General features: G+C 44.8%; 23 protein-coding genes and 1 tRNA gene. 12 read left to right on the top strand and 12 right to left on the bottom strand.

From position 1 onward, the window contains the following. The first annotated feature begins 197 nt into the window (after window positions 1–197). Complete coding sequence (locus tag OIR97_RS18120; protein WP_169543604.1) at window positions 198–923, top strand: nucleotide-binding protein; 726 nt, start codon at window positions 198–200, stop codon at window positions 921–923. Window positions 924–925: 2 nt separating this feature from the next. Then, the gene (locus OIR97_RS18115; RefSeq protein ID WP_169543603.1) at window positions 926–1,282 is read left to right on the top strand and encodes a plasmid mobilization protein; all 357 of its coding nucleotides are present in this window, start codon (window positions 926–928) and stop codon (window positions 1,280–1,282) included. Between the two features lie 2 nt (window positions 1,283–1,284). Here OIR97_RS18115 and OIR97_RS18110 read toward each other — a convergent pair whose 3' ends face one another. Continuing rightward, window positions 1,285–1,626, bottom strand: a complete 342-nt coding sequence (locus OIR97_RS18110) for a hypothetical protein (protein WP_169543602.1) — start codon at window positions 1,624–1,626, stop codon at window positions 1,285–1,287. 391 nt (window positions 1,627–2,017) lie between these two features. Here OIR97_RS18110 and OIR97_RS18105 point away from each other — a divergent pair, with 391 nt between their 5' ends. Then, complete coding sequence (locus tag OIR97_RS18105; RefSeq protein ID WP_169543601.1) at window positions 2,018–3,310, top strand: amidohydrolase family protein; 1,293 nt, start codon at window positions 2,018–2,020, stop codon at window positions 3,308–3,310. Window positions 3,311–3,375: 65 nt separating this feature from the next. Here the strand turns inward: OIR97_RS18105 and OIR97_RS18100 are convergent, their stop codons facing one another. The 5 genes from OIR97_RS18100 to OIR97_RS18080 form a co-directional block, all read right to left on the bottom strand. Further along, complete coding sequence (locus OIR97_RS18100; RefSeq protein WP_169543600.1) at window positions 3,376–3,579, bottom strand: hypothetical protein; 204 nt, start codon at window positions 3,577–3,579, stop codon at window positions 3,376–3,378. A 3-nt stretch (window positions 3,580–3,582) separates the two neighbouring features. Beyond that, window positions 3,583–4,719: a Fic family protein gene (locus OIR97_RS18095; RefSeq protein WP_169543599.1), complete on the bottom strand. Its 1,137-nt coding sequence runs from the start codon at window positions 4,717–4,719 to the stop codon at window positions 3,583–3,585. 147 nt (window positions 4,720–4,866) lie between these two features. Continuing rightward, window positions 4,867–5,757 (bottom strand): DUF4365 domain-containing protein, encoded by an 891-nt coding sequence (locus OIR97_RS18090; protein WP_169543598.1) that lies wholly within the window; start codon window positions 5,755–5,757, stop codon window positions 4,867–4,869. Window positions 5,758–5,847: 90 nt separating this feature from the next. Then, entirely contained in the window at window positions 5,848–7,059 is a 1,212-nt protein-coding gene (locus tag OIR97_RS18085) for a PD-(D/E)XK nuclease domain-containing protein (RefSeq protein ID WP_169543597.1), read from the bottom strand. Next, window positions 7,056–9,443, bottom strand: coding sequence for an argonaute/piwi family protein (locus OIR97_RS18080; protein ID WP_219821599.1), 2,388 nt, complete (start codon window positions 9,441–9,443; stop codon window positions 7,056–7,058). The genes OIR97_RS18085 and OIR97_RS18080 overlap by 4 nt, the downstream gene beginning before the upstream one ends. A 130-nt stretch (window positions 9,444–9,573) precedes the next feature. Between OIR97_RS18080 and OIR97_RS18075 the strand changes: the two genes are divergently transcribed. The 3 genes from OIR97_RS18075 to OIR97_RS18065 all read left to right on the top strand — a co-directional run bounded on the left by OIR97_RS18075 (window position 9,574) and on the right by OIR97_RS18065 (window position 12,740). Beyond that, window positions 9,574–10,875: an RES family NAD+ phosphorylase gene (locus OIR97_RS18075; RefSeq protein ID WP_169543596.1), complete on the top strand. Its 1,302-nt coding sequence runs from the start codon at window positions 9,574–9,576 to the stop codon at window positions 10,873–10,875. A 48-nt stretch (window positions 10,876–10,923) separates the two neighbouring features. Then, window positions 10,924–12,045, top strand: coding sequence for a M48 family metalloprotease (locus OIR97_RS18070; protein ID WP_169543595.1), 1,122 nt, complete (start codon window positions 10,924–10,926; stop codon window positions 12,043–12,045). A 101-nt stretch (window positions 12,046–12,146) separates the two neighbouring features. After that, window positions 12,147–12,740, top strand: coding sequence for a plasmid pRiA4b ORF-3 family protein (locus OIR97_RS18065; protein ID WP_169543594.1), 594 nt, complete (start codon window positions 12,147–12,149; stop codon window positions 12,738–12,740). Between the two features lie 97 nt (window positions 12,741–12,837). On the opposite strand, the gene OIR97_RS18060 is transcribed toward OIR97_RS18065, so the two are convergent. After that, window positions 12,838–13,128, bottom strand: coding sequence for a tyrosine-type recombinase/integrase (locus tag OIR97_RS18060; RefSeq protein ID WP_169543593.1), 291 nt, complete (start codon window positions 13,126–13,128; stop codon window positions 12,838–12,840). 270 nt (window positions 13,129–13,398) lie between these two features. On the opposite strand from OIR97_RS18060, the gene OIR97_RS18055 reads away from it, so the two are divergent. The 3 genes from OIR97_RS18055 (at window position 13,399) to OIR97_RS18840 (ending at window position 15,449) form a co-directional block, all read left to right on the top strand. After that, a complete protein-coding gene (locus tag OIR97_RS18055; RefSeq protein ID WP_169543592.1) occupies window positions 13,399–14,883 on the top strand; it encodes a DNA sulfur modification protein DndB in 1,485 nt (494 codons plus the stop codon). Between the two features lie 172 nt (window positions 14,884–15,055). Beyond that, the gene (locus OIR97_RS18050) at window positions 15,056–15,256 is read left to right on the top strand and encodes a hypothetical protein (RefSeq protein WP_169543591.1); all 201 of its coding nucleotides are present in this window, start codon (window positions 15,056–15,058) and stop codon (window positions 15,254–15,256) included. Next, window positions 15,249–15,449, top strand: a complete 201-nt coding sequence (locus tag OIR97_RS18840; protein ID WP_169543590.1) for a YjzC family protein — start codon at window positions 15,249–15,251, stop codon at window positions 15,447–15,449. Before OIR97_RS18050 ends, OIR97_RS18840 begins: the two co-directional genes overlap by 8 nt. A 37-nt stretch (window positions 15,450–15,486) precedes the next feature. On the opposite strand, the gene OIR97_RS18045 is transcribed toward OIR97_RS18840, so the two are convergent. Both OIR97_RS18045 and OIR97_RS18040 read right to left on the bottom strand, forming a co-directional pair. Continuing rightward, complete coding sequence (locus OIR97_RS18045) at window positions 15,487–16,473, bottom strand: tyrosine-type recombinase/integrase (RefSeq protein WP_169543589.1); 987 nt, start codon at window positions 16,471–16,473, stop codon at window positions 15,487–15,489. Window positions 16,474–16,561: 88 nt separating this feature from the next. Beyond that, window positions 16,562–16,638, bottom strand: a tRNA-Arg gene (locus tag OIR97_RS18040). A gap of 252 nt (window positions 16,639–16,890) precedes the next feature. Here OIR97_RS18040 and OIR97_RS18035 point away from each other — a divergent pair. Next, the gene (locus OIR97_RS18035) at window positions 16,891–18,483 is read left to right on the top strand and encodes an autotransporter domain-containing protein (RefSeq protein WP_169543588.1); all 1,593 of its coding nucleotides are present in this window, start codon (window positions 16,891–16,893) and stop codon (window positions 18,481–18,483) included. A gap of 143 nt (window positions 18,484–18,626) precedes the next feature. On the opposite strand, the gene OIR97_RS18030 is transcribed toward OIR97_RS18035, so the two are convergent. The 3 genes from OIR97_RS18030 to OIR97_RS18020 form a co-directional block, all read right to left on the bottom strand. Beyond that, window positions 18,627–18,812: a hypothetical protein gene (locus OIR97_RS18030; RefSeq protein ID WP_169543587.1), complete on the bottom strand. Its 186-nt coding sequence runs from the start codon at window positions 18,810–18,812 to the stop codon at window positions 18,627–18,629. Window positions 18,813–18,931: 119 nt separating this feature from the next. Further along, window positions 18,932–20,119, bottom strand: a complete 1,188-nt coding sequence (locus tag OIR97_RS18025; RefSeq protein WP_169543586.1) for a metal-dependent hydrolase family protein — start codon at window positions 20,117–20,119, stop codon at window positions 18,932–18,934. Window positions 20,120–20,211: 92 nt separating this feature from the next. Further along, window positions 20,212–21,177: an ATP-binding cassette domain-containing protein gene (locus OIR97_RS18020; protein ID WP_169544344.1), complete on the bottom strand. Its 966-nt coding sequence runs from the start codon at window positions 21,175–21,177 to the stop codon at window positions 20,212–20,214. 168 nt (window positions 21,178–21,345) lie between these two features. On the opposite strand from OIR97_RS18020, the gene OIR97_RS18015 reads away from it, so the two are divergent. Both OIR97_RS18015 and polA read left to right on the top strand, forming a co-directional pair. After that, a complete protein-coding gene (locus tag OIR97_RS18015; protein ID WP_169543585.1) occupies window positions 21,346–21,525 on the top strand; it encodes a zinc-finger domain-containing protein in 180 nt (59 codons plus the stop codon). 76 nt (window positions 21,526–21,601) lie between these two features. Next, window positions 21,602–24,478, top strand: a complete 2,877-nt coding sequence (gene polA / locus OIR97_RS18010) for a DNA polymerase I (protein ID WP_169543584.1) — start codon at window positions 21,602–21,604, stop codon at window positions 24,476–24,478. Window positions 24,479–24,480 lie beyond the last annotated feature (2 nt).

Raw genomic sequence — 24,480 nt, 5'->3', positions numbered from 1 at the left:
TCAGTGAAACGGGTATGAGCCAGGGGATACGGATCAGAAAAAGCCCGCCCCCAATACCGTATAACTTTAAATAATCCACAGACGTTTGGTCGCGCACCTACGGTCATTTGGTCGCGTTATTCCGCAAAATCCACGGTCGTTTGGTCGCCCATACCTATAACACCTTTATAAAACTTACCTGTAGTTGGAGATTAATAATGGGGAAAACTCACTTTTTCTTAAGCGGCAAAGGCGGAATTGGAAAATCTTTTGCGGCATTTTTGCTGGCACAGTATTACCTTTCCAGAGGAAAAATAGTTCAGTGCATCGATACAGATCCGATGGGGACTGGGATTGTAAAATATGACGCGCTTGGCACAAAGCACATTGATATATTATGTGAGGATCCAACAAGTCCAAACTCTATGAAATCACTTTTCAACACTATTCAATCCACTGACAAAGATGGCGAAATTGTTATCGACTGCAGTAATACTTCTTTTCTAACGATGTGTCGTTCATTGAAAGAAAATGACTATATGGATGAGATCGTAACATATGGAAAAATGCCGTTTCTGCATTCAGTAATTGTGGGAGGAGCGGCATGTAAAGAGACACTCAGCAGCTTTAAAGCACTCATGGATAATTTTCCCAATGTGCCCGTAGTTGTATGGCTGAATGACTATTTCGGAGACATTAGAATTGATGGTGAAACGTTTGAGCATACTCGTTTTTTTAAAGATTATGTAGATCGCATACGTGGCATTGTTCAGTTTGGCCCATCCAGAAATGAGGTGTTGAAATATGATGTCAACCGAATGCTTGCTGATCGTCTGACCTTCAAGGAGGCAACCACGACATCCAACTACTTCATAATAACGAAAAGTCGACTTAGAATGGGGTGGCGTAAATTGGATACGAAAATCAGCCAGTTGAATATTTAGCTATGACAGATCCAATCAGAACAAAGTCACTTAAAACGCATGTGACAGTTAATGAAAAAGCAGAGATTGTAAAACGGGCGAGATCGGTGAATATGACGAATTCTGACTACATCCGGAATATCATCATAAATTACCGAATTCCCAGATCTATTATCGATGCCAAGTCACTGCTAGAGCTTATTGGTGTAAATGCCGACTTGGCACGGCTTGGAAAATTATTGCTTCTTGCTCTCGATGAGTCTCAGGAGAATATACAATTGCAACGATACACGGATGACTTGGACAAACTGTTTGAAGGGATACGAGAAACTCAACAGAAACTGAAACAACAGGTACTTGAGTTTAAAAAGGCGATCTAGGCTTATTCTTCACCTCGATTGAAGCGCCTCAAATCACTGATCGGATTAAACACAAATTCATCCGGTGAGTGATTTGCGGGCTTTTCTTCTTGCGGGCATTCTTCGGTTGCTGGAGGAGGTTTCTGAACCAAAGGGTCAGATTGATGATTTTCATTGACCGTGGAAGATTGTTGCGCTTTCAGATCACGTGCCTTCAGGCGAAAACTGTTATAGCTGACAGTGACGCATTGCTTATCGAAAAGCGCATCATATATTCGCTGCATAGGAATACCTTGCCTGAGCTCCTCGGTGATATAATCTCCAGCGGCAATAACCTCAATATTAGTCTGTCCCCAACGCGCCATAATACTACTCCTGAAAATTTTTCTTACGCAGATTCTATTATTGATAGCGCAAAGATTGAAGAAAGTTTTGAGGCACCACTAAAGGTAAGAGAAATTCCTAAACGTAATGCTATCAAATAAATGATCTTGAACGAAGTTCACATTTTAGTAGGAGGGCAGGACATGTAAAGTGGCCCACTTTCCTCCTGCCGGTGCTTTATTCGCATCTTCGATGCTCAACAGAATTAAAACTTATACGATATAAGTCATGAGTTTTAGCCCACGAATAAGAGACAGCTTTATTCATGGAATTTTGAGGCTATTAAGTGCCAGCCTCATTCATTATAATAGAAAAAAATAATATATAAATATACTTATTGGGGTTGTGAGCTTGTAGAAAAAGGAGAGGACTATGGGGTTGAACAATGTTGAATTGAGAGAAGAAGTTGGTGCTTTGATTTATCGGGAATACCAAGCCAATAAGACTAAATTAGCCGCAAAAGACATCGTATCCTTTCTACACAGTTCAGGTGGCTTCGATCTCATATTTTGGGCTTTGAGTCATGTGTTCTCAAAACATCTCAATATCCCTTTAAGTGAGCTGTATAGAGTATCCAAAAATTGGCAAGATGCTCAAAGGCCGCATGAATTTGGAACAGTTATCGATATTCACACACATTGTGTACGTGATAGTCATTCTATGCAGGATCGAGCTGGATATTTTCGTATGGGTGGGTTTTGGTGGTTTTGCCCTGAGAGGTTTAGATTTATAGAAGAGACAAATGGTATCTCTCCACAGGCTCATACCCAGGGATTGTTAGGTACGGCTTTTACAAGTGGTCAATATATTGAAGATATGTTTGGAGCGAAGGAAGATACAAATATTGCGATATTAACATCAGCTCCTCCTTCAACTGATCCTATTGAAGAAAACTGGTTGATTGATGCCGATGAGATTCAGGATGTGTGCGCAAAAGCAAATAGAATTCAATCTCATGGAAAACTGTATTCTGCGGGACGGATATTGATCGGTTCTAATTCCGGGAGTACGAATGGATTTCGGCTGGATCCACACAGTGAAGAAAAAGCTAAGAAAATGAGGTTTTGGAAAATTTATTCTGGTTCAAATTGGAATGCGACGGATACTGAATGGCTTTGTGCGTTAGGGGCTGGAGGGACACCTCCCAATGGAACTGGCGGTGCTTTTGATAAATTGCGTAGTTTCGGTGATATCTCGAATGTAATTTGCATACATTGGGCAAAAAACCATGATGATACATTGTTAGGAAGTTCCGGGAACGATTTGGAACGGTCAGAATATGCGCAGGTAGTGAATATTGTTCATTTGGCTGAACGAAATAAAGACATGAATTTTGTAATTTTTCACGGTGGATATAATCAACACTCAGTATTAGCGGATATAACGAAAAGATATGAAAATGTTTTCATTGAAATTGGTGCGATCTTTTCGGGTTTGGTTTGTCGGTTAAATAATCCTCTTGATTTGAAACGATTTGTGGAGCCACTCCTTGATGCTAGACCGGGTAGTGTCCTGTGGGGGACCGACTCTGTCTGGTATGGTTCACCGCAATGGCAGATTGAAGCTTTCAAGCGATTAAAATTGTTAGAGGATAAAGAGAAGGAAAGAGCATTTAAGGTTGGGGTTTTAAGGGAAAACGCAAAAGCTCTTTTTGGAGTAAGTTGATTGTGGAAACTCATTGACAATGAGATGTATTTCTTTTGAAATTCTAGTTCCAGATAATTAGGCTTTTATAGTGTTTTCAATATATCGAAATCGGCGCCATTGAAACGCGGAAGAGTTTTTGTAGCATCTGGACTTTCCTCAACAATTAGATCTGGATCATGATAACGATCATCGCCATAGTAAACGCATATACCCTTCGCCAATAAATCGGCGGCGGGGGTGGATGGATCATTTTCGATGCCCTCTAAAGAAGGAAAGTACTTTTCCATTAATTATCTCCCGAAGAGTGCAATGTAGTCGTTAAACGCAAAAAGCCGGTTGCGGCGCTGCCCTGTTACTTCTTTCAAGACACCATACTCAACCATATCCGATATCAATGCCGCAGCCGTATTTGTGGTGCTGCTGGTCAGCTCTTTTACTGCCTTCACATCAATGATTGGGCGGGCATAGAGGGCTCTCATGATCTTTTGGGCATTATCCTGTCGGCGAGAGCTGAACCGTGGCAGGACAGATTGATCAATCTGACCCTTGATCTCCAGAATGGAACGGAAGACCCCTGCTGAGGCGCGGGCTGTCTCCTCTATCCCATGTAGGAAAAAGATCAACCATGCCCGCAAGTGGTTCCCGCCCCGGATTGCCATGAGGTGATCAATATATGCCGTCTTATTACGTTCAAAATAATCTGACAGATAGAGGGCGGGTTTGCTGAGTAAACCTTCGGATGCAAGAAAGAGGGAGATCATAAGTCGTCCCAACCGTCCATTACCATCCAGGAAAGGGTGAATGGTTTCGAACTGATAATGAGCTATAGCAATTCGCAATAGGGGATGAACACGGATATCCTGGGCATGAAGGAACTTTTCCATATCACTCATTAAATCCGCTACGCGCTCGTGATGAGGCGGTACGAAGGTCGCATTTTTAAGGCTGACACCTATCCAGTTCTGGCTTTGCCGAAATTCACCCGGCATTTTATTTTCCCCCCGCACGCCTTCCATCAAAATCGCGTGGGTTTGCTTCAATAAGCGGTTAGAGAAGGGGAGGGTTTCCAAAGCGTCAATGGAGCTGTTAATTGCCCGAATATAATTTTGGACTTCAGCCCAATCATCAACTTCTTCTGGGTTTAGGTCATCTGCGTCCTTGAAGGCATCTTCAATATTGGTTTGGGTGCCTTCAATGCGGCTTGATTGTGTGGCTTCCTTCGCCACATACATGCGGATAAAAAAGTCGATGTCCGGGATTAGTTGAGAAAAAGCATTCAATTCACCCAAGGCACGGTCTGCACGACCTAAAAGCTCAGCAAGCTCAGCATCCGCACTGACCCATTCCTGGTAAATGCTGGAAGGCACAAAGGCACGATACTCGTAAAGGTCCTCATGCTGTCCGGCTTGAAAATCCTGAATATCCATATGTCAGAAATCTCTCCAATTTTTGAATTATGTATTTTTTTATGTCAAAATCAGATCAAAGTACAAGTTATAATTCAAATGTACCCGTAGTTTCTGATATAGATAAACTTATGTGTCAGAATTTAGACTTCTTTTTCCGAGCGACCATCATTTTGCATGAAGATCAAAATCTGCCCTAATTTGTCTTAGTGTGAAATCTAGGTCACCACTGCTACATAATCTATGAAAGATAGGATCCTTCCTGAACCAATAGGCAGATTGAGTAGCTGTAACCAGCCTAATAGCCTTTTCAACTAACGTAGGGAATAGTTTTTCGATTTCTTGGAGCGCAGTATCCAAAGTCATTTCATGTAAATCAATGTATGGGGCTTTCCATTGCTTTTTATCTTTTTTATACAAATTTTCTAAAGATTCCAGAGGCCAATTTTCTCCAAGACATAGTGAAGCCATTAAGCAAGTCTTATAAAGTACCCTAAATTGTATGTGCTTCTCTGTATCCACTTCCATAAAACTGTCAAGATTTTGATTGCTGGAAATAAATTCACCAAATGCGCTTATTTGGTTTATTAAATTAGTTATGTGGAATGAAAAATGATCATGTAGTCTTTCACGGCGGTAAAGAGCAGTTAATATCTGCAATCCATCTGTAGATTTAATGTTCAATGCATTTTTCATTTGGAAGCTGATGCTGTCTTGAGACTCTAAGTTATCAAATTGAGACCTAAGGGCACTTTTTACAGATAGATAATAAATGTTGCCTTCAGAAAGATCAGCTACAAACAAAAACACTGGGACAGGCATAGAAAGCCAATAGTTAGCAGTAGTCGTTTTTATAGAAGGTGATCTTGTGGTCATTATGCCATCACTTGACATTTTCCAGGAAAGCGAACTGGTGCCTTTTAGTTGAACAGACATTAGGTTGCCTGTGACATATCCTTCCTTGGTTGTTTGCTCAATATATGCATCAATTCCATAGTCTCTCTCAGAGACCTCTCGAACAATCCACTCTGTTGGGCTAGATTCTGTAAAACCTTCCATGAAGCAGCTTCAACAATGTGGGTATTTGGACGTTTTGGTAGTTTCATAGCAGCTTTCAATTAGTCAAATTACTTTTCAGTGTATGAAGTTCTACGAAGCGGATTTATTGTCCGATTTAGTCTGCTCGCCCATGCGTTCTGGTCTAGGCAAAATAATTGCTTTTTCCAGCCCATTGAGGCTTTCTAATCCTCTTTTTATCATGTCGTATTCTTCTGTTTGGCGACACTCATCCCAAATAAATGCGATCATGCGTTTATAACCCGTTTCACTAGACTTATTAAAATAGAGGGCAGTATCTGCCGCTAGTTCGTCTATAATTTTTGTACAGGCAGCTTGGCCTGATCTCCTCATAAACTTCACTTCTATAATTGTTTGAAGGGATGGTATGCCTAGATCATATCGCGTTGATTTGTGCCCAATCTTAGGGAGCGCTTCTTCATCAACTAGATCTGGAAAAATTGGTTTCAGAATCGCCCAAAGTAAGTTCTGAACATGATATTCGTTGTCGATATGCCACTTCCGAGTTGGTCTGTTTTTTACCCGCGGAGTGTTCTCAAAGGTCCAATGGGACATTCCAGCCGACAGGTTGCCTAGCAGATTAGATAGTTCGTTAACACCAGATCCAGTCACGGAAAGCGATGCGAGTGCTGATACTGAAAAGTCGAACACTGCTTTTGCTGTAGAAAGTTGAATTCCATTGGCATTTGACGAAACTGTTTCAATAATACTTTGCCATGCAAGCTGCTTGTCTTCTTCCTTTACAACGAAACCGCAAGCAGACGAAAGGGCAACCCGTAATTCCACATTCGGAACGGTGGCAAAATCTTCTTTCTCTAAGATTGCAGTAGCAGCTAACACCAAAGCCAATTGTTGATCGTCTGATTTTAGTACGTTAGCAGAAAGGTTTAGTAGATTGAGGAGCCATTCTGTCTGATCACTTGTCGCCGCAATTTCTGAAAAGCCAAGAGCAACACCAAAAAGGGCAATACCATCAATTTCAAAGCGAAGTGTGCGGCCTCTTCCAAAAAAAGTTCTACCACTCAATTGGGTGGTTTCAGAAATAAATAGCTGGACAAGATCATTGTCATAAATTTTGCCAGCCAATGCATATCCGATAGCAGCTACATTAACATATGGTCTTTGAGATACATTGGATTCCATTTCTAAAGTCCCAATTTCTTGCAATCGGGTACGTCTGCATGAATTTAGAAAGGCACAAAAAGCTTCCACATGAATGGGTTCTTTTTCGATAGCATTCATGTTTTGAGTAATAGTGTTTTTGAGATCCTGGATATTCATCATAGGAACCAAGGGGTCTGACCGATTTCTCGATACTTGACGGCATCAATGTCCCAGAACTTGATTTGTTTCAGGCCAGTCAAACGCTCAGCAATCAAATCAGAGTATTTTATTGTAATCGGGAATGCTTCTGGTGACATGATCCGCCATGAATGTGCTGTAAAATCAAATGCCTGACGTGCTAGATAGGTCATATCCTTGAACGTAGAATTTCGGTGTAAATTCAACAGGCATGCTCGAGGCATACCGTCGGTTACCCGTTTTAATTCCGAAACTCCAGAAAACACTACTAAAGATTGATAATCATTTAGTTTAACGTGTAGACCTCTACTGGGCCCAAGAGCGCCCTTTTTGGCCTCCTGATTATAAACTGAAATACCTCGCTGATTTTCATCAAATACAAGTAAGGGGTGTTGGGTGGCAATGTGTAAAAAGGCATATGTGACATTATCGAGTTCGAGAGCGTCAACGGCTTTTTTGACAGCTTCAGCCTCCATGTCTTTTGCGGGTTTGAACATGTGAAAGATTAAACGAACTCGGTCAGTATTTCGCCAATTATCCTGTTCTCGAACCCTGATAATTGTTGCTTTCAGTGTTTCTTTTAGCGCTTCTGTATATTCATCAAACGTGACTACATTTGTACGTTCGGTCATTTGATAACCGCCGTCACTCGAAAATACCGTAGTAATCCCGACATAACGCTGTCCTCCTCCAAACCGACTGTCAGAAGACATGTGTGACCCAATTCCAATCACTAATTCATGTGCCACTGTCTGTTCAGCGCTTAACAACCACGGCTGCCCTCCTAGTTTGGCATAGCACGCTAAACTCATTTGGTTCATTGAATAAACTAGGCTTGTGTCTGGTTGTTTCATGGTTTCAAGTCGAATATTCTGAACTGCTACATGGTTTTTAAGTAGCAATGCTTTCGTACCATAATAAGGATTGCGATCGCCTGGCAGAGATTTAAAATTTTCCTCAATTTGAACTAATGCGAGATCCCACTTCATGCTTTCTTCAGTAGCTTTTTTGAGTGCATTGCCGCACGCATTGACATAATCATCAAACTTTGGAGTCTCAGCTGAAAATATTTGAACATTCGCGCGTTCAAGTTTGAAGCGCCGTAGGAAACCGTCACTATATGGTGCTTGCTTCTTGTTTCCATAGCCAGTCATAGCGTCCGGCATACCATTTAGAAACTTTGCAACAAATTTTTCCACTTGGCCTTCATGGCGGGCTTGGCAGATAACCGCAATATTTAAACGCTTTGGTGAAAAAGTATGATGATCATAGGGACCAAAGCTTTTAATTCCACGCTGATTCCATATGTCTGTCCGTGATCCCGCCGGGTCAAACACCAATGCTGGCTTTTTTATTATCTCAGTAACTGGAAATCTGGTGCTGCTACTGTTTAGAAGATCTTCAATTTTAAACCCTATACCAGGAACGGCTTCCATATTTTGTTGTCGAAGGAAGGTTAGGACGTTTTGAATGGCATGAAGCCGTCCAGGACCGGAATGGAGTTCCGCCTCATTTGACTTGGCATCATTTAGAACTCTTTGTGCCTGAGTTCCCAGAAGTTGTTGGATACATAAATCAAATACTTCCCCGCGTGGCTGTAATCGAGCTTCATTCGCTTTGACAGTTTCAAAGCCCTCACGATGGTCTTCCAAGATGAGAGTATCGCCATTAACATGTTTGACGCGCCCTATTGATAGGGGCCGTGGCTGCAATCGATCATCCCACGCGGGCTTGTCAATAACAACATAATGACCAACAATGTGAATACCCTTGTTTAAAAGCTCAGCACAAGAGGCATTCAGAATATTTCTTACTCGCACATCACAGACCAACCCAAAGACAGGTTTACCCGCTTCATTAAACAGCGTGCGTGAGGAAAATTCCTGCAACGAGCGTTTTTGAATCCAGTCAGGCAGGCTTGGATTAGAAATGAGGTTGAGCTTCTCGTTTCCAAGGATTTGAACGGGATAATCGCGAATGATGTCCCGCTTTTTCTCGAAGACTCGTATAAGAGCCGCGTCTAGGAGCGCAGGCCACAGGTGATACTCTTTCGCTAAATCAATCTCTTCAGTTTTAGTGGAGATTGGTTCGTAACCCTTAACAATAGGCACGTCAATAATGGTATTATTACGACCATCACGACGAAATATATGCGTCTTTCCAAATTCAGCTCTCAAATCACGCAAATGGTCAGCATCATATGTTTGGTAACCAACATTTGTTACAGTATTTCCGGTCAGCGTAACGGGCGCGAAATTCAAACTTAATTTGGAATTAACCATAAAAACTTCTAACTCGTTTATTTTAAGCATCAAAGCAGCTAAATCGAATTCAATGCTATTAGCAACTAACGAACCGATCTTCATGACAATACACAATCAGGCATTTCATATTAACAATTTTATTCTCTTATGATAAAAATATTCTTTATGGTGAATAAGTCGTTAGCAATTCCTGCGTTCCGCGACAAATTGATGAAGGAACAAAATATTATTCATGACTTATTTGTGCCCGCATTGTTTTGGGGATGAAGGCCTTAAAAAACGTATCGTCGAAATCAGGCCATCTTTTCCAAATGAAAAATGTTCATTTCATCCAACGTTTAAAGGCATACCTGCAAAAGATGTTGCTGATATCATTGATGAAGTTTTTCGAAATTACTATGAGGTTGGGGAATGGAACTCCTACAGAGGAGAGCAAGAGGGGGACACTCTTTACGGCTGCATTGCAACCCTAACTGAGGTCGAGGATGACGAAATTGCTATGTCCCTAGCTAGAGAGCTTGAAGAGAATCAGAACTACTATGATGGAGATTCTTTCTATGCAGATGATCAAGTTTATTCTGAATGCCAGCCAAATTTAGATCATCACAGCTATCTATGGCAGTTGTTTTGCAAAAGCATATTGCACGGACAACGTTTTTTTAACGCGAGCGCAAAATCGTTAATAGCTGAGATTTTCGAAGGAATTCATTTTCAGAGTAACGATAGTCAACAATCACCGATCTACGAAATCAAACCAGGTGACCCTCAGGGAGAATTCTATCGAGCACGTATTGCCGATGAACAAACTGCGCAAAGCAAAATTGCATCCAATCCTGCAACAGAGTTAGGTCCACCTCCAGAAAAACTGAGGACGGCTGGAAGGATGAACCCCTCTGGTATTACATGCTTTTATGGGGCTTATAATATAGCGACATGTAATGCTGAACTTAGGCCAGATGTAGGAAGCACTGTCTTGGGAGCTAAATTTGAATTGGCACGCCCAATTCATGTATTAGACACAACTCGTTTTCAAGCGCCTATTAAGCATATCAGTCTATTTTCCAAAAACCACTTAATACGCCTCCAGCAATGGATTTTTATGCAAGATTTTAGGCGTGAAATTGCTAAGCCTATTTCGAAATATGAAGAGCATTTAGGCTACATTCCTACGCAAGCCGTAGCGGAGTACCTTCTTCATCATCATATGTTCAAACGAAATGGAAAGGATGCAAAAATTGAAGCCATCATTTTTCAATCGGCGCAATATTCTGCAGGCCGAAATATTGTCTTGTTAGGGGAAGCCGCTTGCGTAAAAAATCCCGCAAACTCGATATCAAAAAAACAAAAAAAATTAGGCTCCAGTAGTTATTTTCCAGATTTCATTGAGACGTTTCTACAAGATACGTCGGAATCAAAAACTCCCGGACTGCGTGTTGTCAGCAACTCTTTAGAGGCACATCGCGTAATTAGTGCTGAGTTCGCAAGCTCAATAATAGGGGATCAAGACCTTGATGCTGAGGATTCAGATTTTTGAGATTCTGATGAATTCAACACAATACCGACTAATGGGCGGAACACTTAAATGGTAAATAAGAAGAATGATAGCGCCATTCAATTGTGGGAACAGATATTCTCAAACCTTTCTAAGCAAGAAAACGCTACGATATGGAATTCTGACTATGACCCTTCTGAGGATGACATTGAAATGGCCGCCGGCTTAAAGCAAGCAGGCTGGTTAGATGGCGATATTCAATTTAGAAAAAATTTAACGCGAAAAATTTTGCAAGCGGCACCAGGCACTAGTCCAAGGGTCAGTCCTTTTGTAGAAACAGCTTTCGATGTTTTATGCAATGATATTGAAGCGGCTATGGAAAGGCTAAAGTTAAATTCTCATGAAAGAGTGACTAAGGGAATTGAGCCGCGTGTAGGGCCTTTTGCTTCAAAAATAAACGTAATCATGACAGAGGAAAGCATTATTACGGTTGGTTCTCATTTATTCCGATTTTGTGGTTTGATTGCTAGAGCATTTACACGGACCCTAAATACAAATCTCGATTTTTGGAGTTCGGAAAGTTACTGTAAAAATAAAGCTCGAAACCAATTACAACGTTCGCCAGAAATTATGTGTTATTGGATGAGAATATTTTTATCTTACGCTGTATCCGGAACGAATACTTTTGTTCCATACTTACCTGCTAATAGATTTGAGTTGCTGCCATTTGAACAAGTTGCAAGGTCGATGGAGATCTTCGCTATCTCTCATGAATATGGTCATCATCACTTTGAACATGGTAAGGAAGTACTGAGCGAACCCTTTTTCGAAGAGTTCCAGGCAGACCAATTTGCGTTGAAAATCTGCTATGAGGTTGAAAATTCTCCTCTAATCGCACCAAATCCTTATCTTTCTTCTGGCGCAGGTGGAGTCGCATTACTTTTGGCTTTGGACATACTTAAAAGTATCGAAAATATCTTAGGTAATGAGACGTCAAAAAGCTCAAAAACGCATCCAAATATACTAGCGCGAATAGATCGCTTTGATACAGTTTCCATCATGAAGCCTGAAGAATTTATTTCTCTAAAAAACTTTCGCCTAGTCTGTCATAGAGTTCTAGAAGTAGTAGGGTTAGAGCTGCTTGCTTCCTTTAGCGAGTTACCTCCAGATATCTTAAAAACTGCGAACTCACTCAAATTCGGGTCTAATTAAGTATATGCAGCGCTAGTAGATGTTTTCGCGGCTACCCATTTTATTATTGTGACTAAGTTTCGTGTTTCCTTAACAAGTTAAATTCTAGAGAGAAGTAAATTATGAATGTTGCTGGTCTTATTCAATTGAGAATTTCACTTCTGGATATTAAACCGGAAATATGGCGTAGAGTAATTGTTCCAAACACTTTGTCTCTAGTAGAACTTCATGCCGTTTTACAAGGAGCGATGGGATGGCAAGACAGCCATCTCCATGCTTTTGAAATTGGAGGAAAAAGATTCGAAATTCCGGAGGACGGCAGTTGTGATTCAAACGAAGATTATTTTGATGAAAGAAATTTTTCACTTCGAGATGTACTAATTGATCTACAGAGTTTTACCTATATCTATGATTTTGGTGATGACTGGGAGCATCTAGTGGAAATTGAAGAACCTAACACAATACTACCCAGAAGGATGCACTGGCCAATTTGTACTGAAGGCGCGAATTCTTGTCCTCCTGAAGACAGTGGTGGGAGTTATAAGTATCCTGGGTTTTTAATGGCGTTGGAAAACAAAAATCACCCCGATCATGAAAGGTTGATTGAATGGTGCGGACGTTTTGACAAAAAAGAATTTTCTGTAAATCAAAGTACATTGTTAATTCACGCCACGTGCGCTTTGTATCGAGACAGAGGTCTTGGTTTTTTGGATTAGAGCACCAAATTTTGAGTACAAATATACTCTGTATTCTGGCACTGAGTTATGTCGAACGCTCTAAATTACGCAGAATATTGTAGTGCTATTGATCTATTCAGTCGATATATTGTTGTTTAGCTAAATCTGTTGTTTTTAGGTTAGTATATCGTTTTAAACTTTGAAGATCCTCGTGTCTCGACCCAGCGGCAACCTTCATCACATTCCAGCCAGTTTCAAAAACACGTGAAATGCCTTCATCGCGTAGATCGTGGAAATTAGAAAATTCCAATTTGACTCGTGTATGGGCCCGTTCGAAGATATTTTTGGGCCTTCGGCTGTGCTTTTGGCGGCTGGGGAAATGCCACTTATATACCGCCGGGAAAGCTTTCATGATTTGTACTATCATCCAATGCCTCTAATACTCCGGCTAGGAATGATATTACACTGTTCGTGCTCAACAGAGCTTAGGCTTTATAAAAAAGATTAGGAATTTTCAAATCACCTTAGGACTGCCGGTTCAATGATCGCCAAAAATTCTCTAGATAAACGTTTATAAAATCACCCAGGAGTGTTTAAAGCGCATATTTAATTGTCCAGGAATATAAATATACTTTACATTCAGTGTTTATTCATGTATATATTATTTCTATTGGATATTGAAAATAGGAATAAACATATGCATCCCGCACAGGACGGCCTACCTCAACCGATCACAAGCCATGAAGCTCTTGATGACTTGGATAATCTGGACTCTTCTGGAAATATTAATGAGATCCCATTTAATGTTTTTATTGGGCATAATCTGGGTCACCGTGTCTTCACCATGTCGATACCATTTCGACAATTTTTCGAGTTGTCTGATGTTGCAAATGATAGGGAGGCTGGTCCGGTTGCCCAGCGCCCGTTGGATGCAAACCATGCCAGAAATTTAGCAAAATATATGCTGCGCGGCCTTGTGTCTGCAGCCATGCTTCGTCGGAGCATTCAAGGTAAGGAGGGCTCGGTTGCGTTCGAGACCATTTTAGATAGTCTCGGAAATCAGCCTTACTTTTCACTTCAGCCCATTGTTTGTAATATACGGAATGTGCCATACGGTGGCAACGGCGATGGTGGAATAAGAGGCCTTCGTCTTCAAACAGATCGTGGTGAGACTGCAGCCTTTCGTGTCTTTCTTTCAGAAAGGCACATTCTATGGGTTGTTGATGGTCAACATCGTAGAGCTGCAGCTGAGATGGTTATGAGTTTTCTCCAAGTTGTGCGACAAACCGGAAAATACCCTGGAAAAGCTCCAGTGCTGTTTCCTGACAAAGGCCGTGAAGTGACTTCCGAAGAGATGAAGGTTTGGAACGAAACTTTTGAGGCGGCAAGATCTTATGCCACCCTCACTATAGAAGTTCATTTAGGGCTTGATATTGCACAGGAGCGACAACTCTTCCATGACTTGAACAAGTTAGGAAAGAAAATAAACTCAAGCCTAGCACTTCAGTTTGATAGTTCTAATCCTGTGACACAATTTATAAAATCAAACATTGTTGCTGATGGGTTTGTTCAAATTAGTGACAGTGAAGTTAGGGACTGGGCTCAAGATACAGGTCAGTTGCCGATGAAAGATGTGGTTGCAATAACCTCTTTGGCGTTTCTAAACAAGTCAAATGCTTCAGGGGCTACGCCAGCTGTAGTTGAGCCAAGGTATGAAATTGTCCAACGGTTGTGGTCGCAGATTGCCGAAATTCAAAGCTTCGGCAGTCCGCGGGCTAAAGAGCAAACCGTCGCTGCCCAACCGGTAATTTTGAAGGCTTTAGCAAAACTTACGTTTGATCTAAATTTTAGCAATCGCCGACCTGACAATGGTGCAGTTCAGTTTGATCAATTACTGGATAAGATAGAAGATGTCGATTTCTCTCATTCTAATCCTGTGTGGCGCTTCTATGAGCTCTCAGACGAGGAGAGGGATGAATTTGGATTGTCAGGGTTGCTTCAATGGCTTCCTTCAAGTGAAGGTAGTGCTAATAGGGACATTGGGTCATTTCAGAGTGGTTTGATGAGGTTTGGCGCGAAGCATAACGATATTTTCCCCATTCTGGGAGATATGATCCGCTGGCAGGTGGGATTGCCCAGCCGACATTCGCACATTGAGGTTGGGTTAGATGGTTTGCTGTAACATTCGACGGTAACAAAAAACGGACCCAATAGGGTCCGTTCATATGATTTCCGCTAGGTTTGGCGCACCCATACCGGAATAGCTCCAAACTTCCAACGTACTTCTTGACGAATGACGTTTAACTTAAATGAAGTTTGGAAGCAATATTTTTTCTGCGCTAAGGAGAAAGCTAATGGCTTCTATAACCCATCTGACACATGAAGATGTGTCGGAAATCAAGACTCGACTCAAGCGAGGAGACTATCAACACCGAATTGCCGCTGATTATGATTTAAATCAGGGACGGATAAGTGAAATCGCGAAGGGAAAGCGATTTGAGCATGTTCCGCCTGCGTTACGGATTGGAAAGACTGGAGATCTAGATCATGCCTGAAAAGCTCTTCAAACCAGGAGAAAAAGCTCCTCGCTCCGGCCAATATGAGATCACCGGTCCACGAGGTGGAAAGACCGGAGTGGAGCGTACTATAACTCGGGGTGAACCATTGCCGCCTCCCGAAAGCAAGGAGCAGAAATACCGCCTTTCGGATTTAACCAAACACCGTAAAACGAGACTTAAAGTCCCATAGGATATCAATATGGTGTATCTTATGGGGCTTTTATATTTCATCCCATCTTCTTAGCCAAATCTGCTGCTTTTAAGTTTGTATACCGTTTCAAACTCTGCAGATCCTTGTGGCCCGACACTGCAGCCACTTCCATTACGTTCCAACTCGCTTCAAATAATCGAGATATCGATTCATGACGAAGGTCATGAAAATTGAAGTGTTCGAGGTCCGCACGTTTGCGGGCACGCTCGAAGGCATTTTTGAGGCCTTCTGGGGTTGTTGGTAAAACAGCCCCGTTAATGGCACGAGGAAGGGCTTTTAGGGTCCTTATGGCAGTGCTGGATAGAGGGACGTCTCTCGCTTCACCGTTTTTTGTGTCTGGGAGGTGGGCGACGCAGGTATCTAGGTTTACATATTCCCATTGCAAGCTCAGCAATTCACCGCGTCTCATAGCGGTTTCTAGAGCCAGAATAACAGCTGGTTTTACCCAGCTATTGCGACAATCATCTAACGCAGTCATTAAGCGCTGTTCATCATCTCCGTGGAAGCGCATGACGCGGTTATCATTCACTCGCGGTCTTTTGACATGTGCTATCGGATTTTCAAGTAAGCCCAGACGGCGACGGTTTTCTTCGATCACGCTGTGAAGTAGTCCAAGTTCCCGTTTAACCGTACCGGGTGCTTTGCCATCCTTAAGGCGGCGATCACGATAATCCTCAAAATGCTCAGGCTTCAACGATGCCATCGAGTATTGGCACAGGAACTTCTCATCCCGCAGAAACCGATCCAGCCTCGTGATTTCCATATCGCCGCCCTTATGCTTAGGGGCGATTTCTTTTTTGTAATGTTTGATCACATCTTCCAGGGTTTCGCGCTCCGACAGCGATCGGTCGACATGAACACCTCTTGTCATTTCGGACTCAATGATTGTGGCCCAAGCTTCGGCTTCTCGCTTAGTATCAAAAGTTTTTGTTTGGAAGGGCTTGCCCTGTTTGCGAACTTTTGCTTGCCACTGATAGGCACCGCGTTTGGATATAGTTGCCATTCTTGTAACTCCGAACATTAAATCCGAAGCTCAGTGTCCCAAAAAAGCAAATTGGGAATATTGGTAGATGCTAAGTCATTGAAAAAATTGGCGCACCCGACACGATTCGAACGTGTGACCTCTGCCTTCGGAGGGCAGCGCTCTATCCAGCTGAGCTACGGGTGCTTAAGGAGAGGTATGCTATAAAGGATCATTGTAAAAAGTGCAATGGGAAAGTGAGGACGGAGCGTACGGTCGCGCGGGTGCTTTTTGCAACCTGTCCATCGGGTCTGTCCCGCTTTAAAAAAACCTGTCTCACTCTCGCAGAAAATGATAACAGTGGGGGAAAAGCCCTACCATACCTGCAAAGTCTCTCTTATGCGTTACTTCATTTCTCGATTATCACACCTGCTCTCTATTCTAACAGTCAGCTGTGCTATGCTTTACCTCATGCTTGTCACGGCGTCTGAGGTGCAGGCCTTCCAGATTTTCGTTAATGTCTTTGATACCAAAACAATTACTTTGGATGTGAATGCTACTGACAGCATCGACATTGTGAGAGGTAAAGTTCAGGCTAAAGAAGGATATACCCCAGACCAGCAAAAATTGACCTTCGGCGGAACAACCCTCGTCGACGGCCAAACATTGCAAGATTACGGTATTGCAAAGGAAGACACCCTCCGTCTGGATTTGATCGATACAAACGCAGGGCAAGAGGCGAGACAAGATAAACAGGAACAAGCTGTTACCCAAGCGGCGTCCAATACCCAGATAGCCTTTAATGTTAAAACGGTCCGATATCGGTTTCAGAAATTCAATGCAGGCGGTGGGTTTACAAGAACCGTGGCCCCTGGCGTTCCGACCACACCGGCCAATTCAGGCAGGAACAGTCCGTTTCAAGCGGTCGATTTCAACGATCCGTTCAGGTCTGAAAGTCGCGCGCTTTCACCCGTCGACTTTGCCCGCATGATGTCCTTTGATACATCCGAAATTTCGCTCGCGCTGGGGGGCGGAGACGGGAGTGCAGGCGATCCGTTCAACCGGTCAGGCCAGAGGGGTCGATTGCTCTCCTCGCAGCCGTTGACCATCTGGGGGCAGGGAGGCTATCTCTCGCTGGAGAATGATCGGAATAACGTGACTGAGGACAATCGGTTAAATGGTCATGTGTGGGGCTATAATCTGGGGATGGACTATCGTTTGAGCGATGCCTGGCTCACGGGCGTTGCCGTGGGCTATACAATAACAGACGTGGAAACTGAATTTAATAACGGCACCTATCAGGAAGACACGTTTTCCGTGTTGCCTTATTTAATGTACAAGCCGTCGGAAAACTTCTCAGTGTCTTCGGTTCTCGGATATAGCATCGGGCAGGTTGAGCGCACCAAAGACACTTCAGATACGGGTAATGCGGATAGTGAAAGCTGGTTTGCCAATATTCGCGGCTCCTACCAGCACCGCTTTGACGGAGGACCGCTTACCATCAAGGGGAAGCTTGAGTTTGAGGTTGGCCGGAAAACGGTCGATGCCTTTACCTATAGTGATAATACAGCCAACGAAAAATCGGTCTCAGACACCCAACGGGTATCCCCTGGTGTTGAACTCGCTTATGGGTTTGCGTTGGATAGCCTCCAGGTTGAGCCATTTGGCGGTCTGGAATATATTTATGATTTTGGCGATGCCGTTAACGACGATGTGGACGCCTATACCCTGTCGGCAGGGCTGCGCCTGAACGCTACCGAGCAGGGGCTGGCGGGATCTGTGATCGCGGAAAAAACGCTCGGTCGGAATGACTATGATGAATATTCAATTTCCGGGCTGATTTCCTATGGTGTTCCGATAGGGAATTGGCGGGGTGAGAAAAAAGGCATGGTTTCGCCTTTCGTAAAGTTCGACTTTTCGGCCGAAGAAGGCGCCTTTGTGAATTCGGGGCTTGCGTTTAAAAATGCGTCTGGAAACCTGTCAGCCGAGCTGAATATGGGCCAGTCTTCTCAAAACACATTTGCTAGCGTTGGTTTGAGCCTGACTTTTTGATGATCTTGCAGACAGCCTGCGTTTTTGGGTGTCGTTCGGCCGCAAGTTAAGGTGCCTGGTCGTTGACCGGTTTTTTATGACCGGGAAAGCGGCCACTTGGGTTTTTTAGGTACCGGCTGGTCCGCACTGTTCGGCGGGTCCCTTTAATGATGCATTGCTTTTCGTTTGGCGGCGAGGGTTTCTCTCGCGGCTTTGCGGTCTTTCAGCGTTTGAAAATCCCGGCTGAAATCCATTTTTTCTTCTTTCTGCATGGACCGCTCTTTTTGTCGTCGTTCCCAAAACCGCTCTTTTCTCTCTTTTAGTCGGATCATGTCATTGCCCATGCTCATCCTCTTACCCTCCTGATGATTGGGATCCTTTCCTTTCTATAAAATAGGGCATTTTGTATAAAAAACAAAAAAGCCAGCGTTTCACCGCTGGCTTTTGGAAGGGTCTTAAGGCTGTTTTTTTAAAGTGCTACCCGCGCCCCGTTTTTAACAACAAACCGGTGATTTTCAGGGTTCGCAGCCATCTGGATATCCTCTGCCGGGTTCCCATTGACCACCAAAAGATCGGCTTTGAAGCCTGCTTTAATCTGGCCACGATCTGTAAATTGCATCAGTTCGTGAGCAACGGAGGTAGAGGCTTTTAACGAATCCATATTGGTCATGCCGCATTCAACCATATAGGCCAGTTCCTGCGTGTTTTTACCATGCAGGTTAAACGGCGTTCCCGCGTCGGTGCCCATGGCAATTTTTCCGCCTGCTTCATAATACATTTTGAAGCTTTCCCGGTGTTTGTCATAAACGCGCAGGGCTTTTTCGACAACGTAATCGGCAATGCCGTTTTCTTTGTTGACGATAATATTCTTGACGGCGGCCAGTGTGGGCACCAGATATGTGCCGCGTTCCAGCATGGCTTCAAGACATTCATCATCCATAAAGATACCATGCTCGATGGATGTGATGCCGCCTAGAACGGCGTTCATGATGCCCTCGGCCCCTTGCGCATGAGACGCGGTTGTCCGGCGGAACCGTTTGGCTTCGTTGATGCCGGCGGCCATTTCTTCTGCACTATAATGGGCATCTTCCGGATCGACGCCTTTGGTCATGACCCCGCCCGTTGCCATGATTTTTACAAGATCGCTACCCGCATGAACCTGTTCGCGCACCGCTTTGACCACTTCATCACAGCCGTCGGCGACCCGGCCATGCCGGTTGCCATGTCCACCGGTCATGCAAATCATCCGGCCAGATGCCATGATATTGGGGCCTGTGAAGCGGCCGCTGTTGCAGGCATCGCGTACCGGGAATTCAAGATACTTGTGACCGCCGCAATCGCGAACTGCGGTCACGCCGGTTTTCAGACTGGACTGCGCATTTTCAAGAGCACAAAGCGTAATTTCGGCAGGATTTTGTCCTTCAACCTCCTCGGACGGGCGGGCACCGCCTTTATAGACAAGGTGAACATGGCAGTCGCCGATACCGGGCATGATGGTGCCCCCTGAAATATCGACCGCCTGACCATCAAATCCCGCAAAATTACCCACAGGGGCGACTTCAGTAATCGTGTCACCTTCGACCATGACGGCATGATCGGTCAGCATTGTTTCCTGTCCGTCGAAAACCTGACCACCTGTATAGAGAACTCTTGTCATTTAATTTCTACCTTTGGCAATTAAAGATGCACCCATTGTTTGCGTCCCAACAATATGGCAATTGGTGAGATTTGAAAAGTAAGGGCGGGTATTTATTTCTTTTTGGACGATGTCATTTGCAGAAATGCATCCTCAAGATCTGGCTCGTGGGTTGTCAGGTCAACGATAGACAGGCCGCCTGCGGACACTTCCGACAGGATCTGGCTGATCCCAACCTCGCTGGGTTTATAATCAATTGTCAGATGACGTCCCAGTTTCAAGGATGGATTAAAACGCGCAAGACAGTCCGGTATTTCAGTAATATCCGTTTCAAGCACTAATGTAATGGTTTTGGCATCAAGCTTGGACAGAAGTTTTTCTGTTGGCTCGCAGGCGACCACTTCGCCGTGGTTGATAATGGCGATCTGGTCGCATAGCTCTTCGGCTTCTTCCAGATAGTGGGTTGTCAGGATAATGGTTGTGCCGGCTTCGTTCAGCAGTCGGATATGATGCCATAACTGCTGACGAAGTTCGATATCCACACCGGCTGTCGGTTCATCCAGAATAAGAACTTCGGGTTGGTGAACCATCGCTTTGGCGACCAGAAGACGACGGCGCATGCCGCCTGACAGGGTGCGGGCATAGGAATCGGCTTTATCCGTCAGCCCCATTGCGGCCAGAATTTCGTCAGTCTGGCGGGCAGATTTCGGAACGCCGTATAATCCGGCTTGAAATTCCATGACTTCACGGGCCGAGAAAAAGGCATCCAGATTAAGCTCTTGCGGGACAACACCCAGAGACCGGCGTGCCGCCCGCATGTCCTTCTCGATGTCAAACCCACAGACTCGCGCATGGCCGGAGCTTTTATTCACGAGACCGGCGAGAATGTTGATCAGCGTTGATTTTCCGGCGCCATTGGGGCCCAGAAGGGCAAAGAAAGAACCACGGGGCACATCCAGACTAATCCCTTTCAGGGCTTCTTTGTCTGGTACGCCGCCTTTTCCTTTATAGATTTTTTTAAGGTCCCGAACTTCCAGAGCGTTTTCGGTTCCGATTTCGTGAGCTGCAACAGCGGACATGAAGTGATACTCTTTCTTGGTGAAGAGCGGTTTTACGCATTTCAAACTTGCGAAAGCAACCGCAATCGATATCATCCGACCCCATACTGGTCATTCTGTGCAAAGACTTAATCACATTGGAACCGGTATGCAAGTCTGGCATATGAATTAGTGGAAATGGAACGGGTCATGGACGCACCTGAAAAAAGTGAAGTTGAAAGCCTTAAAGTACATTGCGATGGAGGGAAAGGTGCCTTGGGGCACCCTCGTGTTTACCTCAATCTTGGCAATGACAACAAAGTTGAATGTCCTTATTGCGGGCATTTGTTTGTTCTAAAAGAAGGCGCAAAAGTTTCGGGTGATCACTGATCGTCTGATCAGCAGGACACGCGAACACTTAATCCAAATAAAGATGCCTTTCAGGGGCATGTAAAAGCGAGGCAGTATGCAAGAAAAAGACGTAACCGGCGATCCGAACCAGAAACATCGTGTCTATCTGGTGGATGGATCCGGTTATATTTTTCGTGCCTATTTTGCCATGATCCGAGGACGCGGGCCAATTTCGCGTTCGGATGGCACACCGACAGGGGCGGTGCTGGGTTTTTCGAACATGCTGTTCAAATTGATACAGGATACCCAGCGTGACGGGCGTATCAGTCATCTGGCGGTGATCTTTGATACAAGCCGAAAAACGTTTCGTACTGAAATTTACCCTGAGTATAAAGCCAACCGGGACGCCCCGCCTGAAGATCTTATCCCGCAATTTCCGCTGGTGCGGGAAGCAACCCGGGCCTTTAACGTCCCCGCCATCGAAAAGGCTGGGTTTGAGGCGGACGATATCATTGCGACCTATGCGCGTCAGGCCCGCGAAAAAGACATGGAATGTGTCATTGTATCGTCCGACAAGGATCTGATGCAGCTGGTTGGCGGTCCGGTGACCATGCTCGATCCAATGAAGGGTAAAGACATCGGCGTTGAAGAAGTGCATGAAAAATTTGGCGTTGGTCCGGATAAGGTGGTCGATATTCAGTCGCTGGCGGGGGATAGTGTGGACAATGTTCCGGGCGTGCCCGGGATTGGCATCAAAACGGCAGCCTTGCTGATTAACGAATATGGCGATCTGGATACCCTGTTGGAGCGGGCCGGCGAAATCAAGCAGAAAGGCAGACGGGAAAAACTGCTTGAGCATGCCGAAATGGCGCGTGTCAGCCGTGAACTGGTGCGCTTGAAAGATGATGTTGAGCTGGACCTGGCGGTGGAAGATCTGAACCTCAACGAACCTGTTGCGGACGATCTGGGTGCGTTTTTGGCTGAAAACGAGTTTCGTCAATTAAGCAGCCGTGTTTCTGCTTTTTATGGCAGTGAGTTCAAAATAAATATTCCCAAAATCGAGACGGCAAAACCGAGGGAAGATGAACGGCCAACAAATGATCTGAACCTGTCCGCCGTCGAAACGGAATATGAAACAGTTACGACAATGACTGATCTTCAGCGTTGGATTGATCTTGCAACCTATAAAGGGCATGTGGCGGTGGATACAGAAACCACAAGTCTGAACGCCATGCAGGCTGAGTTGGTTGGGGTGTCCCTGTCGGTTGAGCCAGGAAAAGCCTGCTATATCCCGCTTGGCCATACAAAACCGGCGGCTCAGGGTGGTTTTGATTTCGGCGATGACGCGCCCTCTGATAAAGACGGCGAGACGCTGGATCAGCTGCCCAAAGGTGACGCCCTGAAAGCCCTGAAGCCGTTACTGGAAGATCCTTCCGTGCTTAAAATCGGGCAGAATATTAAATATGACCTTGTTATTCTGGCCAACGAAGGGGTTCAGGTCAGTCCTGTTGATGACACGATGCTGATTTCTTATTGTCAGGAAGCGGGATTGCACGGGCATGGCATGGATGAACTTTCCAAGCTGCATTTCGGTATTTCGCCGATCCCGTTTAAAGAAGTTTGCGGAACAGGAAAATCCCGGATCACGTTTGCGGAAGTTCCGATCGATAAAGCGACGGCCTATGCGGCAGAGGATGCCGATTTGACATTGCGTCTGCATATGCAGTTAAAACCAGGCATTGCCGCGCAAAATGTAACCCGGCTGTATGAGCGAATTGAACGGCCGCTGGTGCCTGTCGTCGCCCAGATGGAACGGGAAGGGATTAAAGTTGATGTGCCGTTTCTGAGCAACCTGTCCGAAGATTTTGGCGCCCGAATGGCAGATTTTGTGACGGAAATTCATCAACTTGCCGGGGAAGAATTTAATGTTGCGTCCCCGAAACAATTAGGAGAGATCCTGTTTGACAAAATGGGAATTAAGGGCGGCAAGAAAGGTAAAAACGGCGCGTATACAACGGATGTCGGAGTGTTGGAGGGTTTGGCGGCAGACGGTGTTGAGCTTGCCCGAAAAGTGCTGGACTGGCGGCAGCTGTCAAAACTGAAAAACACCTATACGGATGCCTTGCAGGCACAGGTCAATCCAGGCACCAACCGAATTCATACCTCTTTTAGCTTGGCGGCGGCGGCCACCGGGCGTCTGGCGTCCTCTGAACCAAATCTGCAGAATATCCCCATTCGGACGGAAGAAGGACGGAAACTGCGCCAGGCTTTTATTGCCGAGCCGGGCCATAAGCTGATCAGTGCGGACTATTCGCAGATTGAACTGCGCATTCTGGCCCACATGGCGAATATCGAAAGCCTGAAAGAGGCGTTTGCCAACGGGCAGGATATCCATGCCAAAACAGCGTCTCAGGTCTTTGGTATTCCCATGGAAGGCATGGATCCGATGCAACGCCGGGCAGCGAAGGCGATCAACTTTGGCATCATTTACGGGATCAGTGCTTTTGGTCTGGCCCGTCAGCTGGGTGTCTCACGGACCGAGGCGCAAGGCTATATTGAAGCCTATTTTGAGCAATATCCCGGTATTCGCAAATATATGGACGAAACCAAAGCGTATTGCCATGAGCATGAATATGTTGAAACCATTTTTGGCCGTAAAGTTCATCTGCCGGGCATAAATGACAAGAACGGCGCGCGGCGCGGCTTTTCAGAACGGGCAGCGATTAATGCGCCTATTCAGGGATCCGCGGCGGACATCATCAAACGGGCGATGATCCGCCTGCCGGATGCGCTGACGGCAGCTGGGCTAAACGGCCGGATGCTGCTGCAGGTCCATGATGAATTGATTTTTGAAGTTCCTGAAAATGAAACCGAACAAACGGCCGCCGTGATCAAGGACGTCATGGAAAATGCGGCTTTGCCGGCTGTTGAAATTTCCGTACCACTGATTGTTGATGCCGGGATCGGGGATAACTGGGGCGAGGCTCATTAAAG

Source organism: Sneathiella aquimaris (assembly GCF_026409565.1).
Classification (GTDB): domain Bacteria; phylum Pseudomonadota; class Alphaproteobacteria; order Sneathiellales; family Sneathiellaceae; genus Sneathiella; species Sneathiella aquimaris.
The sequence above is the reverse complement of the archived record's forward strand: the minus strand, read 5'-3'. Positions and strand labels throughout refer to the sequence as shown.